A 13,870-nucleotide genomic window follows, 5' to 3' on the forward strand; every position below is an offset into this window, starting at 1 on the left:
CCTGTCAACCACCCCCCCCCTCTGCGTTGGTCCGGCCTCCCCACACACTTTCCCCCCGGGGGGGCCCCCCCCCCCCCCCCCCCCCCCCCCCCGCCGCGGCGTTAAGCTGTTTACCGGGTGATCAGGCTGCCGGTGCGGACGCGACGCCCGGTGCCAGGAACTTCTTGCCGGTGACCCGCTCGGATGCACCCACCCGGTCCAGGTAGGGCGTGATGCCGCCGAGGAACATCGGCCATCCGGCGCCGAGGATCATGCAGAGGTCGATGTCTTCCGGACCGGCCACGACGCCCTCCTGCAGCATCAGTCCGATCTCCTCCGCCAGGGCGTCCTGCGTGCGGCGAAGCACCTCGTCGCCGGTCGACGGTGTGTCGCCAAAGGACATCAGCGCCATCGTCCCGGCAGGAATGACGGGGTGGCCGGCTTTGACCGAGGCGGGGTCCCAGATGGCCTTGACCCCGTTGTCGATCAATTTCTGGAGGTTTTGCGAGACGGTGAAGCGGTCCGGGAACGCTGCGTGCAGCGATTCCTGTACATGCTGCGCGACGGGAAGGCCCACCATGGACCCCAGGACGAACGGCGTCATCGGCAGGCCCATCGGCCGCAGCGCATTGTCCGCGACCTCAGCGGGAGTGCCTTCGTCGAAGGCAGCCGTCACTTCGCCCATCAGGCGCAGCAGGATGCGGTTGACCACGAAGGCCGGGGCATCCTTGACCAGTACGGCGGACTTCTTGAGGCCTTTGGCCAGTTCAAACGCGGTGGCCAGGACGGCGTCGCCTGTCTTCGGAGCACGGACAATCTCCAGCAACGGCATTACTGCGACGGGGTTGAAGAAGTGGAAGCCGATCAGCCGTTCCGGGTGCTGCAGGTCCTCGGCCATGGCCGTCACGGACAGTGACGAGGTGTTCGTCGCGAGGATGCACTCAGCGGAAACAATCGCCTCCACTTCCTTAAAGACCTGCTTTTTGACGTTCAGTTCCTCGAACACTGCCTCGATGACGAAGTCGGCGTCGGCGAATGCCTCCTTGGAGACCGAGCCGGTGACGAGCGCGCGCGTCCGGTTGGCGGCGTCGGGGCTGATCCGGCCCTTGGCAAGCAGCTTGTCCACCTCGGCATGGACGTAGCCGACACCTTTGTCTACGCGGGCCTGGTCGATGTCCGTCATGACGACGGGGACTTTGAGCTGGCGGGCGAAGAGCAGGGCGAGCTGGCTGGCCATCAGGCCGGCGCCTACGACGCCGATTTTTGTCACCGGACGGGCAAGCTTGCGGTCCGGGGCACCGGCGGGACGCTTGGACCGGCGCTGCACGAGGTCCAGGAACGCATAGACGGTGGAGCGGAACTCGTCCGTCTGCATGAGCTCCGCGAGGGTTTCGCATTCCAGCTCCGCGGACTCGGCCTGCGAGAGGGTGCGGTTGGTTTCCATCACGTCCAGGACTTTGGCCGGTGCGGGGGAGGCGTTGGAGGTTTTAGCTTCCACAAACGACCGGCCGGCGGCGATGGCACCGGCCCAGCGGGCGGCGACCTCCGGAGCTGCCGGGTCGACGGCGTTGGCGCGGTCCGGCGTCACGGCGCCGGCAATGACCTGCGCGGCCCAGGCGACGGACTGCTCCACAAAATCGGCCGGTTCAAACATGGCATCGGCGACGCCGAGCTTGAATGCCTGCGGTCCGGTGAGGGTGCGGTTGTTGCTCAGCGGATTCTCGATCATCACCTTGACGGCATTTTCCGGACCGATCAGGCGCGGCAGGATGTACACGCCGCCCCAGCCCGGAACCAGGCCGATGAAGGCCTCCGGCAGAGCCAGCGCCCCGGCGCCGGTGGAGACGGTCCGGTACGTGGACTGCAGGGCGATTTCCAGTCCGCCGCCCAGGGCAAGCCCGTTAATGAAGGCAAAGCTGGGGACGCCAAGATTCGCCAAAGTGCGGTAAACATCATGGCCGAGCTGGGCCATCCAGAGGCCCTGTTCGCGGCCGCTGACCGACTTGACGGTGGACAAATCCGCGCCGGCGACCAGGAAGTAGGGTTTGCCGGTGACGCCGACACCCACGATCTCGCCGCGCGCGGCACGTTCCTTGAGCGCCTCGAGGACGGTGCCCAGCTCGATCAGGGTGTTCGGACCCAAGGTGGTGGGCTTGGAGTGGTCCAGGCCGTTGTCCAGCGTGATCAGGGCAAACGTGCCGGGGCTTTTGCCGCTGATGGCGGGAAGCTGGATGTCCTGGACGTAGGAGTGGGTGACCGACTCGTTCGGGAAGAGATCGGCAAGTTTGCGGAAATCGGCGGCGCTCATGCTGCGGCTCCAGTCGTGGTGGTGGTGGTCTCATCAGTGGGGGCGAACGGCGTCCCGTAGCCGGCGTGGTGCGGGTTTTCCCAGATCACGGTGGCGCCCATGCCCAGGCCGATGCACATGGTCGTCATGCCGAAGCGGACCGTGGGGTCCTCCTCGAACTGGCGGGCCAGCTGATTCATCAGGCGCACCCCTGAGGACGCGAGGGGATGCCCGACGGCGATCGCGCCGCCGTAGCGGTTAACCCGGTGGTCGTCGTCGGCGATACCGAAGTGGTCCAGGAAACTGAGGACCTGAACGGCGAAGGCTTCATTGATTTCGAACAGGCCAATGTCCCCGATGCCAAGCCCGGCGTTCTTCAAAGCCTTTTCCGTGGCCGGCACCGGGCCGATGCCCATCACTTCAGGCTCAACACCGGCGAAGGCGTAGCTGACCAGGCGCATCTTGACCGGCAGGCCGAGTTCCTCGGCGGCGTCGGCGGAGGCCAGCAGGGCGGCAGTGGCACCATCGTTGAGGCCGGCGGCGTTGCCGGCGGTCACCCGTCCGTGGGCCCGGAAGGGTGTCTTGAGGGCGGCGAGGTCCGACACGGAGGTGCCGGGGCGCGGCGGTTCGTCCACGGTGTTGACGGTCCATCCCTGGCCCGGCTTCATCGTTGCGACCGGGACCAGATCCGGCTGGATCTGGTCGTTGGCGTAGGCGGCGGCCAGCTTGTCCTGGGACGCGACGGCATAGGCGTCGGTGCGTTCCTTGGTGATGGCCGGGAAACGGTCGTGCAGGTTTTCGGCGGTGTTGCCCATGTTCAGCGCCGCAGGGTCCACGATCCGTTCGGACATAAAGCGCGGGTTGGGATCGGCGCCTGCACCCATCGGGTGGTTGCCCATGTGTTCCACACCGCCGGCAATGACGACGTCGTACGCGCCGAAGCCGATGCCGCTGGCGGTGGTGGTCACCGCCGTCATGGCGCCGGCGCACATCCGGTCGATCGCAAAACCGGGCACCGTCCGCGGCAACCCGGCCAGCAGGGCTGCGGTGCGGCCGATGGTCAGTCCCTGGTCGCCGGTCTGCGTCGTCGCCGCAATGGCGACCTCATCGATCCGTTCGGCGGGCAGGGACGGGTTGCGGCGCATCAGTTCGCGGATGCACTTGACCACGAGGTCATCGGCCCGCGTTCCGGCATAGATGCCCTTGTCCCCGGCGCGGCCGAACGGGGTGCGCACACCGTCGACGAAGACGACCTCGCGGAGGGTCCGGTTTGTTCCGATGGTCGGCTTTGCGCTGCTGTGGTTTCCGCTGCTCGGGTGCTGGCTCACGTACTACTCCTCATCGAGACCTGGTGCCGGATCCCTGACCAACGCAAAGAAAGCGTTGGGCAGCTGTGATCCGGGCGACATCAAGCACCATGTTACTCGTCAGTAACATAGCTGGCAAGGAGTTCCGGCTCCGGCGCGGACTAGGGGGCCGGTTCAGGGGCCGGGGCGGCCTTGGCTTCCTTGGGCGGGAGCGGCTGCGGGTTCTGGCATGCCTCGGCGATGAGTGGCGCCACGAGTCTGATCTGCCACTGACGGGCGCCCAGGTTCGCCAGTTCCTCTGCGACGCCCTCCTCGCTGGCTTCCGCCGGAGGCCGCCAGCAGATGCGGCGAAGGTAATCGGGGGTCAGCAGGTTTTCCACCGGCATGTTCAGCAGCTCGGCCTGGGCCTGGAGCAGGGGCCGGGCCGTGGCGAGCCGCGCCGCGGCGTCGGGGTCCCGGTCCGCCCAAACGCGCGGGGGCGGCGGAGCGTTGGTGGGCAGGTGAAGGGGAGGGAGGTCTTCGAGTGCCCGGGCGGCGCTGATGCACCGGAGCCACCGTGGCGCCTCCCGCTGGGCCGCCCGGCCGTGGAAGCCCTTGGTGCCCAGCAGTTGGGGAACCGTGGCAGGCATGGCCTTCGCGGCGGCCACCAGGGCTGAATCGGGGATCAGCCGGCCCGGAGCGACGTCGCGTTTTTGCGCCAAGGAGTCCCGTTCGAGCCAGAGTTCCCGGACGGCGGCGAGCTGGCGCCGGTCGCGGATCTGGTGCAGCCCGGAGGTCTTGCGCCACGGGTCGACGCGCGGCGGCGCCTGCCCGGCCGCCAGGATGGCGGCGAATTCCTGCTCAGCGAAGTCCAGCTTGCCATCAGCGAGGAGCAGCTCGATGAGTTCTTCGCGGAGTTCGGTGAGGACCTCAACGTCGAGGGCTGCGTAGCGCAGCCAGGGTTCCGGCAGCGGCCGGGTGGACCAGTCGGCCGCAGAGTGTTCCTTGGCGAGCCCAAAGCCCAGGAGCTGTTCGATCACAGCGGCGAGTCCGACGCGGGGGAGCCCGGCGAGGCGGGCGGCGAGTTCGGTGTCAAAGAGTTTATCCGGCCACATGCCAAGTTCGGACAGGCAGGGCAGGTCCTGGCTGGCCGCGTGCAGGATCCATTCGACGCCGCGCAGGGCATCGTTGATGATGCCCAGGTTCCCGAAGGGTTCCGGGTCGATGAGCCAGGTGCCGGCGCCCTCGCGGCGGATCTGCACCAGGAAGGCGCGCTGGCCGTAGCGGAAGCCGGAAGCGCGTTCGGCGTCGACCCCTGCGGGGCCGTGGCCGGCAGCGAGGGCCGCGGCGCAGCGCTCCAGTCCGGACACGGTTTCAATGACGAGGGGCACGCCGTCGCGCGGGGCATCGAGGTCGATGACCTCGGGAACCAGGCTGTCAAAGCCGTCCACCGCGATGTGGGCTGTAGTGTCAGCGGCCTCGGTCTCATGGTGAGCGGCCGCTGCCGTGGTGATTTCCGGAATATGAGGGGTCATGATGCCTCTAGTTTAGCGACAACCCGGTGTGGCAGGCCGCTCCGGGTCCGGGCGGGCCGTAGGAAGCTGCCTAACGGGCAGTCCTTTGCTGGCGGATCGACGCTCGCGAAAACCAGGCTGGGCCGAGCACCCGTGGTAACAATGGGTACCCCGGTTCGTCGACCTGTTTGGCTGCGAGCGAATAGGTGACTGCGGCGGAGGAGGCCTTGAAGGGGGATTCGGGGCGCAGACGACTGCCACCGTGGGAGGGCCTGATATCAGGCTTGGCGTAGGGTGGAATTGAGACGATAAGGAGCACTTTATGAAAAAAATTCTCATGGTACTGACCAGCGTTTCCGAGATCGGCGACACGGGCGAGAAGACCGGCTACAACGTGGCCGAGGCCGCACATCCCTGGAAGGTCTTCAAGGATTCCGGGCATTTCGTCGACTTCGCGTCCATCCAGGGCGGCCAGCCCCCGCGCGACGAGGTGGACTCAGAAGATCCCATCCAGGTCGCCTTCACGGAGGACGAAACCACGCGTGCCGGGCTCTACAACACTGCCCGCGTCGACGTCGTCGATCCTGACCAGTATGACGCTGTCTACCTCGTGGGCGGCCACGGCACTATGTGGGACTTTCCGGACAGCGAAGGCTTGCAGAACCTCGTGGCCAGTGTCTACAACGCCGGCGGCTTGGTCGGCGCGGTCTGCCATGGGCCGGCCGGCCTGCTGAACGTGGAATTGGAGAATGGCCTTCGCCTGGTCGAGGGCCGGAAGGTGGCCGCCTTCACCAACGATGAAGAGGTAGCGGCGGGGAAGGACAAAGTCATCCCGTTCTTCCTGGCGGACCGACTTGAGGAACAGGGTGCGACGCACGTCTCCGCTGAGGTCTTTGAGGAGAAGGTCGTGGTCGATGAGCGGCTGGTGACCGGCCAGAACCCGGCCTCCGCGGCCGGCGTGGCCAAGGAGATGGAGAAGCTCTTTGCAGAGGTCATCCACCAGGAAAAGGCCGAGGAACAGCACGACGCTGATGCTCTGCGCGCCGAGAAAGACGCTGAGAAAGACGCCAGGAAGGCCGCCGCCGAAGCGGACCACTAAGGCCAGCGACACACCGAAACTGGCGGCCACTCCGAGGATGGAGTGGCCGCCAGTTGCCGTTCGGGCGTTGCAGGTTTCCAGAACACCAGGTGGCTCTTGCCCGGGCTCCGGCCCTGGACTAGGCCGGCTTCAAGGCTGTCCGCCACACCGAAACGGCTTTGGCGGTGAACGTCCAGGTGGCCGTGCCGCTGGCCCCCGCGGTGGCTTGCACCATGTCAGCCAGTTCCGCGATCTGGCCGCTGGCGGCCTCCCAGCGTTCGGTCCAGCCGCTCGGGGCGGTTGCCGCGGGTGAGGAGCTGTCGAAGCCGACACCGCCGATCAGCATCGCCTTGTTGCTGGCTGTGGTGATGCTGGCGGCCGTGATGCTGGTGGCTGTGTAGGTGGTGTTTGTCGCTGTCACCACACTGCTGTCCAGCGGGGTGCTGTTGTTGACGCCCCGGTATGCCGTCATGCCCCCGCCCCATTTCACCGCAGCGCTTAGGGTCCAGCTGTAACTCGCCGGATCAGCGGAACCTACCACGTGGAAATACGCAAACACCCGCGCGCCACCGGTGATGTTGAGGGTGTTCACGATCGGGGTCCAGCCGGTGGGGGCGCTGGCCGTCGGGTTCATGTCCGCCGTGAACGACGCGACCAGGACGTCGCCGGCAGCCGTCCCTGACGGTTTGTTCAGCGTCACGTTGGTGGTGGCCGTGCTGTTGTTCGTGGTGGTCGAGCCGCCGACGGTGATGCCCGACGGCGGCGGGGTGGTACCGGGGCTAACCGTGATGGTCTTACTGGCCGACGTCGAGCCGCCCGCGTTGGTGGCCGTCAGGGTCGCCGTGTACGTGCCCGCAGCAGCATAGGTGTGCGATGGATTCCGGGTAGTGGACGTCCCGCCGTCCCCGAAGGCCCAGGCCCAGGAGGTTGGCGACGCGGTGGACGTGTCAGTGAAAGTTACGTTTAAGGGTGCGGTGCCGGTCGTTGGGGTCGCGGTGAATGATGCCACCGGGGCAGCCGGCGGCGGTGTGACCCCGCCCAGCGTCCGGTAGGAGAACCAGTAGCGCTTGGTGACGTTGTTGCTGGCCAGCACCACCAGACCGGTGGTGCTGTTGACGCTCTGCTTGCTGGTGGTCACATCATTCATGTTCGCGCTGGCCCCGTCCTGGATGATCGGGGTGCCGCGTCCGGATGCGAAGACGGGGTTGTCCATGGAGGCCGTCTTCTCGTAGATGGCGCCGGGAATGCCGGAGTAGGCGCAGCCGCTGACACCGGTGCCGGGGGCCGTGTGGAACGCGTGCACCATGTTGTTCTGCGTGTCCAGGATGATTTGCGGTCGGGACACGCAGTCACCGACCGTGGCGATGGTTGATGTCGAGAACGAGCCGGTTCCCGGTTTGAAAACGACCAGGATCAGTTGCGCCAGGCCCTGATTGGTTGAAGTGTCGTTCAGACTTGTCTTGATCGCGGCAAACACCCGGCCGGTGCTGTCGGACTGGAGCGTCTTGAGGTTCAAGTGGTCGTCGGCGAGTTTATTCCCCTTGACAGCATCTTGGACCTTCCACGACGACGTCGCTGTGGGGCTGGTTCCGTCCGTGCGGGTCGCCCAGCGCACGGAGCCTGTGAGCTGGTCGCTCCACATCACGCCGATCTTGTTGCTGCCGAAGGCCACTACGGCCGAGATGTCATCCGGCGCAGGGTGTGGGTTCGTGATAGGAATGACGAACGGAGAGCTCCAACTGGTGCCGCCCACTGCGGAGCGGTTGACGTAGACGGTGTTGGTGAAGCCGCTGGTGGAGTTGCCGGCAACCTGCGTCCAGGTGGCCCAGATGGCTCCGGTGCTGTCCTTGTCAATCGTCATCGACTCACTGCTGTTGTTCATGATGGTGGTTGGAAAGCCGCTGTCCAGGGTGAACTTGCCCGCAGCGAAGCTGTAGCGGTACAGCTTGGCCGGTTGCCCGCCGATGGAAGCCTTCGGTGTATCACCGGACACGGTCACCACATGGGAGGCAATGTACAGGTGGCTGCCGTCCCAGAGGGTGTCGGACAGTGTGCTGGCGCGGGTGTCGTTGGTGAGGCCGGTGCTGACCCACGTCTTCGTGGAAACGTCCAGGCGGTAGATTTGCCAGCCCGTGCCGGAGGTCCACATATCGGCCCACCACGACCCGCCCGTGAACCACAGCTTGCTCTGCGGTTTATCCGACGTTGGCGGGTTGCTGACTCCGGTGTAACTGATGCTCGGATAACCGTAGTTGGTGGCCGCCGAGGCGCTGCTGGTGATTCCCAGCAAACCTCCGGCCACAATTAAGGCCATGACCAGGCTTTGACTAATCCAGCGGACTGTTTGTTTCATCGCGATCGCCGTTTCCATGATGAGCTTGCCAATATCTTCCGCTACGGTGCTGACAAGCGTTCCTTTGCGGAAGAAAAAAGAATGTGAATCTTTAGTTCAAATCTCCGTCTATTGCGGCGGAGAAAAAGCTGGCATGGAATACGCGATATGTTCTCCGCGTGCCGGACAAGCTGCACACGGCATCCCGATTCCCCCCTGGACGCGCAACCCCCGCGTAACTCTTGCTTCGGCTGCGGTGCGCCGGCCCGAGACCCTGCTTTCGGCGGCGTACTGTTTCAGTATCAAGACAAAAGCTTGGGAACTCAACGGATATTCATACCTGATCTCCCGGTCGAGTACTTCGGTGAAGAACCACTCGCCGCTTCCGAGTAGCCCCTCCCGAAGATCCAAGTAGGGGCGCATTGACAGCACAGTGGGTCAACGGACTATCACGTAATTGTGACTCATGGCCCGTCAGGTGAGTGAACTTCAAGCGCACGGCCAGGTCACCCTGCGGTGGCTGCCGGGGGGTTAGGGGTGGTGCAATGTTGGAGAAGTATTCCCTGCATTTGTCATTAGGTTCCTATTCGCCGACGGCAGGGCTGCTGGCGTCCAAGGCTTCCTGACATGGTGCGGCCCAAAGCCGACTACCGGGCAGTTACGCGTCAGAGGGTGCGCTAATTCCGAGGTTAGCCATTCCGGGCGTGCCCGCGACGCCAGCGCGGCAGCGGGGTAACACCTTCAGGCAGCGGGGGAAGGCCCGCAAAGGTGCAGACCATGTCGGACCAGGCCTCAAGATGCGAGGTGATGTCGGGAGTGGCGGGAGTCCAGGAAGCACGGAGTTCGATGTCGATGGAGTTGGGCCGGTCCGCGAGGGTTCCGAAGCTCTCGGAGAGCACACGTGTCGCCGTTCCGCCGGCGGACCGGTAGGGTGCGGCCTGGTTTTCCAGCGCATCGACCAGCCATGTCCAGGCCACTGAGCCGAGCATCTCGTCGTTGCCCATTTCCGCTTCCAGCTGGGCACGGATGTACGTGACGATCCGGAATTCGCCCTCCCATATCTCGGAGCCGTCGGGGTCGTGGAGAAGGATGAAACGGCCGGTGGCCAGTTCGACGTCGTCGCTTCCGGAAGCGAGTGCCAGCGCTGCGGCTGCCGGGCCGTGGACGGCGCCGGAGGGACGGGGTCTGCCGGGGGAGATGACTTCCGCCCCGAGGGCGACGGCGAAGGGTGCCAGCCGCGCGGGGGCCGGGATCTCCTCCAGGCGCAGCTCACTCCGGGTCCGTGCCTGCCGGAGTGTACTCAGGGCAAACCGAAAATCCTCCGGAACCTGGTCGAGTGCGTTCACAATGGAAGATTATGCAAGGCTCGCGCCCAAGCCCGGCAGGCTCGCCGCCGCTGCCCGCTCCAGGTTTGGACGGGCGGCGGCGGCCAGCCAACTGGGTCAGCCGGCAGCGAGCTCGTGCTTAATGGCGGCGATGAAGGAATCGACGTCCTCCTCGGTGGTGTCGAAGGAGCACATCCAGCGGACCTCGCGGGCGGCCTCGTTCCAGTCGTAAAAGCGGAATGACGTCCGCAGCCGGTCCGCTGCCCCGGCCGGCAGGATGGCGAATACGCCATTGGACTCTGTTTTTTGGCTCAGCTCGACGCCGGGAATCGACTCGACGCCGGCACGCAGCCGGGCCGCCATGGCGTTGGCATGGGCGGCAGAGCGCAGCCAGAGGTCACCTTCCAGCAGGGCGATGAACTGGGCGGACATGAACCGCATCTTGGACGCCAGCTGCATGTTCATTTTGCGCAGGTAGATCAGGCCCTGGGCGGCGGCGGGGTTCAGTGCGATGACGACCTCGCCGAAAAGCAGGCCGTTCTTGGTGCCGCCGAAGGAGAGGATGTCCACGCCGGCGTCGCGGGTGAAGGCCCGCAGCGGCACGTCCAGGTGGGCGGCGGCGTTGGCAAGGCGGGCACCGTCCATGTGCAGTGTCATGCCCCGGGCATGGACGTGTTCGGCGATGGCCCGCACCTCGTCCGGGGTGTAGCAGGTCCCCAGTTCGGTGGTCTGGGTGATCGATACGGCCAGCGGCTGCGCGCGGTGTTCGTCGCCCCAGCCCCAGGCTTCCTTGTCGATCAGCTCGGGGGTGAGCTTGCCGTCCGGCGTGGGGACCTGGAGCAGCTTGATGCCGCCGATCCGCTCCGGGGCGCCGTTCTCATCCATGTTGATGTGCGCCGTGGAGGCGCAGATCACTGCACCCCAGCGCGGCAGCAGGGATTGCAGCGACAGTACGTTGGCGCCGGTGCCGTTGAAGACCGGGAAGCACTCGATGCCTTCGCCGAAGTGTTCCTCCATCAGCTGCTGCAGCCGGGCGGTGTAGTCGTCCTCGCCGTAAGAGACCTGGTGTCCCTCGTTGGCGGCGGCCAAGGCGGCCAGCACCTCGGGGTGGACGCCGGAGTAGTTGTCCGAGGCGAAGCCGCGGACGGACGGATCGTGGAGCCGCGCCGTGCTGGCGGGGGCAGTGTCAACTGTGCTTGTCATCGATTTGCTCACTCTTTCAGTCTAGGGACGTCCGGGACCAACGGCAGCCGCCGGCCGTTCAGTTCCGCCGCGGGGGAGGTGAAGAGTCCGGCGGCGGCGGCAGCCAGATCGTCCACGTCGGTGAAGCCCGGGAAGGTGCGTTCGGGGGACTTAGCCCGCATGGCGGCGTCTACCAGGGCTTTCACCACGAAGATGACTGCTGCGCTGCGCTGCTCCTCGGGGACCGCGTCACTTCCGCGCCCGGCGCCGCCCGACTGCTCCCGGTGGAACCCGTCGGCGACGGCCAGGGTCCAGGCCTCGGCAGCGGCCTTGGCAGCCGCATAGCTGGCACCTGCCGCTGTCGGCTTACCCGCGGCGGTGGAGGAGACCATGGCGAAGCGCCCCGCCCCGGAGGCCGCGAGGTCGTCGTAAAACACCCGCGTGACGTTGCGAAGCGTCGTAATCGCGCCGCGTTCCAGGAAGTCCCAGTCCTCGTCGCTCTGGTCGGCAATGCCCTTGGCGCCGCGCCAGCCGCCGACAAGGTGGATGACGCCGTCGACGGTCCCGCCGGGTTCGGCCAGCAACGAACGCACCGTGCCATGCAGCGACCGGACCTCGGCGAGATCGGCGAGATCGCACACCAGCGGCGTGACGCCGCGGCCGGCCTCCGCGGCGGCCGCCTCGATCCGGGGCGCGTCCGATCCCACGGTGAAAACTGTGTGCCCGGCATTGCGCAGGGCGCGGGCGGCGGCGATCCCCGAAGGGCCGCTGCCGCCCGTGACCACCACGTTTAGGGTGCGGCCGGCGCTCATCCGGCGTTCAGGGCTGGGCTGGCGGTTCCAGTGGAGGACGTTCCGGTGATCCCCGCCGTCGATTCGATGACAGGGCGCATCTTCTTCTCGAGGGCCTCGTAGAACATCGAGAGCGGGAACTCGTCGTCGAGCACCTGGTCGGTGAGGCCGCGTGGAGGACCGGCCAGCGGGAGTGCGTCCGGACCCTTGGCCCAGACGGAGGACGGGTTGGGCGTGAGTGTGCCGGAGATCAGCTCGTAGGCAGCCAGCCAGTGCGCCATCTTGGGGCGGTCGATGGAGCGCCAGTACAGCTCCTCGATTTTGGCGCCGAGTTCAACCACGACACCGGCTGCCTCGTCCCAGTCGATGCTGAGTTTGCTGTCGGTCCAGTGCAGGACGTGGTGCTGATGCATCCAGGCGAACAGCAACTGGCCGCCCAGTCCGTCGTAGTTGCGGACGCGGCTGCCGGTGATCGCGAACCGGAAGATCCGGTCGAAAATGACGGCGTACTGGACCAGTTTGGCGTGCCGGCGCGCTTCCGGGTCGGCGTCCTCGTCTTTTTCGATTTTCACCGACTCCCGGAAAGCGGTCAGGTCACAGCGCAGCTCTTCCAAGGAGTACAGGAAGAACGGCATGCGCTGCTTAATCATGAACGGGTCGAAGGGCAGGTCCCCGCGCATGTGGGTGCGGTCATGGATCAGGTCCCACATCACGAAGGTTTCCTGCGTCAGTTCCTGATCCTCAAGCAGCCCTGCGGCGTCTTCCGGAAGCTGCAGCGAGGTAATCTCCGCAGCGGCCCGGAGCACACGGCGGAAGCGGGCTGCTTCACGGTCGGCGAAGATAGCGCCCCAGGTGAACGTGGGGGTCTCGCGGACGGCGACGGTTTCGGGGAACAGCACGGCGGAGTTGGTGTTGTAGCCCGGGGTGAAATCGAGGAAACGGATGGGGACGAAAAGCTTGTTGGAGTATTCGCCCTCCTCGAGCCCGGCGATGAACTCGGGCCAGATGACCTCGATCAGTACGGCCTCGACCAGGCGGTTGCTGCTGCCGTTCTGGGTGTACATGGGGAACACCACGAGGTGCTGCCGGCCGTTGACCCGGTGCCGTTGTGGCTGGAACGCCTGCAGGGAGTCAAGGAAGTCGGGTACACCGAAACCGCCGTCGGCCCAGCGGCCGAAGTCGGTGAGCAGCAGGGCGAGGTAGTCGGCGTCGTGCTGAAGCGACGGCGCCAAGGAATCGATGGCAGCTGAAATGGCGCGGACGTAACCGGCGGCTGCCTCATGGTCGGCGGCGTCCGGTACGGAGCCATCCTGGACCTGAAGGGCCTGCAGCGCGGTAGCGGCAGCCTTAAGCTGCAGCCACTCCGGGGTGGTGGCCGAAATCGGGGCTGTGGTGGTGAGTGCGGTGGTAGTCATCGTTAGCAGGCGCCTTTCTGTGTGCTGGGAGCGTCGCTCGTCAGTAGCTGAAATGAGCGTAGCAAGCAAACAGAATCCCTAACGCAAAATTGGCACGAGCATAAGAAAGTCTGGGGCAAGTCGACGGCGCAGCCCCCTTCAGCTTCAGAGGCCGCAGGGCTGCGCCGAGACTTGCCGGTACTACTGGCCGGCGCCGTCCGCCGAGACAAGCTTCAGCGAGACCGAATTTATGCAGAACCGCTGGTCGGTGGGCGTTCCGTAGCCTTCACCCTCGAACACATGGCCGAGGTGTGAGTCGCACCGGGCGCAGCGAACCTCGACCCGTTCCATGCCCAGGGTGCGGTCGTGGATATACCGGACCGTGCCTTCCGCGAGCGGAGCCCAGAAGGAAGGCCATCCGCAGTGCGCATCGAACTTCTCCTGGCTCGTGAAAAGCTCCGTACCGCAGGCACGGCATTGGTAGACGCCGGACGTATGGGTGTCCCAGTACTCACCGGTGTAGGGTTGCTCGGTTCCGGCCTGGCGGAGCACCCGGTACTCCTCGGGAGTCAATTCCTGCCGCCATTGCTCGTCCGATTTTTCCGCAGGCGGGTTGACGGGGTCTGCCCCGGACCCGAGCGCGCTTTCAGGCGCGGGGGCCGGGACGGGCGGTACTTTTGGCCTGTTGCTAAAGATGCTCAT

The 13,870-nt window shown here is 65.8% G+C and carries 10 protein-coding genes; 1 reads left to right on the top strand and 9 read right to left on the bottom strand.

Annotation, left to right across the window (positions count from 1 at the left end):
- Nucleotides 1-121: 121 nt before the first annotated feature.
- The 3 genes from RCH15_RS10435 to RCH15_RS10445 form a co-directional block, all read right to left on the bottom strand.
- Nucleotides 122-2,287, bottom strand: coding sequence for a 3-hydroxyacyl-CoA dehydrogenase NAD-binding domain-containing protein (locus tag RCH15_RS10435; RefSeq protein WP_326960603.1), 2,166 nt, complete (start codon nucleotides 2,285-2,287; stop codon nucleotides 122-124).
- Nucleotides 2,284-3,546: a thiolase family protein gene (locus RCH15_RS10440; protein WP_326960705.1), complete on the bottom strand. Its 1,263-nt coding sequence runs from the start codon at nucleotides 3,544-3,546 to the stop codon at nucleotides 2,284-2,286. Before RCH15_RS10440 ends, RCH15_RS10435 begins: the two co-directional genes overlap by 4 nt.
- A gap of 188 nt (nucleotides 3,547-3,734) precedes the next feature.
- A complete protein-coding gene (locus RCH15_RS10445; protein ID WP_326960604.1) occupies nucleotides 3,735-5,087 on the bottom strand; it encodes an HRDC domain-containing protein in 1,353 nt (450 codons plus the stop codon).
- A gap of 301 nt (nucleotides 5,088-5,388) precedes the next feature.
- Here RCH15_RS10445 and RCH15_RS10450 point away from each other — a divergent pair, with 301 nt between their 5' ends.
- A complete protein-coding gene (locus RCH15_RS10450; RefSeq protein ID WP_326960605.1) occupies nucleotides 5,389-6,165 on the top strand; it encodes a type 1 glutamine amidotransferase domain-containing protein in 777 nt (258 codons plus the stop codon).
- A 118-nt stretch (nucleotides 6,166-6,283) separates the two neighbouring features.
- Here RCH15_RS10450 and RCH15_RS10455 read toward each other — a convergent pair whose 3' ends face one another.
- The 6 genes from RCH15_RS10455 to msrB form a co-directional block, all read right to left on the bottom strand.
- Nucleotides 6,284-8,497 carry a PKD domain-containing protein gene (locus RCH15_RS10455; RefSeq protein ID WP_326960606.1) on the bottom strand — a complete coding sequence of 738 codons (2,214 nt, stop codon included), beginning with the start codon at nucleotides 8,495-8,497 and terminating at the stop codon, nucleotides 6,284-6,286.
- A gap of 668 nt (nucleotides 8,498-9,165) precedes the next feature.
- The gene (locus RCH15_RS10460) at nucleotides 9,166-9,825 is read right to left on the bottom strand and encodes a DUF3000 domain-containing protein (RefSeq protein WP_326960706.1); all 660 of its coding nucleotides are present in this window, start codon (nucleotides 9,823-9,825) and stop codon (nucleotides 9,166-9,168) included.
- A gap of 93 nt (nucleotides 9,826-9,918) precedes the next feature.
- Complete coding sequence (locus tag RCH15_RS10465) at nucleotides 9,919-11,004, bottom strand: threonine aldolase family protein (RefSeq protein ID WP_326960607.1); 1,086 nt, start codon at nucleotides 11,002-11,004, stop codon at nucleotides 9,919-9,921.
- A gap of 8 nt (nucleotides 11,005-11,012) precedes the next feature.
- A complete protein-coding gene (locus tag RCH15_RS10470; protein WP_326960608.1) occupies nucleotides 11,013-11,795 on the bottom strand; it encodes an SDR family NAD(P)-dependent oxidoreductase in 783 nt (260 codons plus the stop codon).
- Nucleotides 11,792-13,189: a DUF6421 family protein gene (locus RCH15_RS10475; protein ID WP_326960609.1), complete on the bottom strand. Its 1,398-nt coding sequence runs from the start codon at nucleotides 13,187-13,189 to the stop codon at nucleotides 11,792-11,794. Before RCH15_RS10475 ends, RCH15_RS10470 begins: the two co-directional genes overlap by 4 nt.
- Before the next feature lie 180 nt (nucleotides 13,190-13,369).
- The gene (gene msrB, locus RCH15_RS10480) at nucleotides 13,370-13,870 is read right to left on the bottom strand and encodes a peptide-methionine (R)-S-oxide reductase MsrB (protein ID WP_326960610.1); all 501 of its coding nucleotides are present in this window, start codon (nucleotides 13,868-13,870) and stop codon (nucleotides 13,370-13,372) included.

The organism is Arthrobacter sp. MP_M4, assembly GCF_035984855.1.
Lineage (GTDB): Bacteria > Actinomycetota > Actinomycetes > Actinomycetales > Micrococcaceae > Arthrobacter.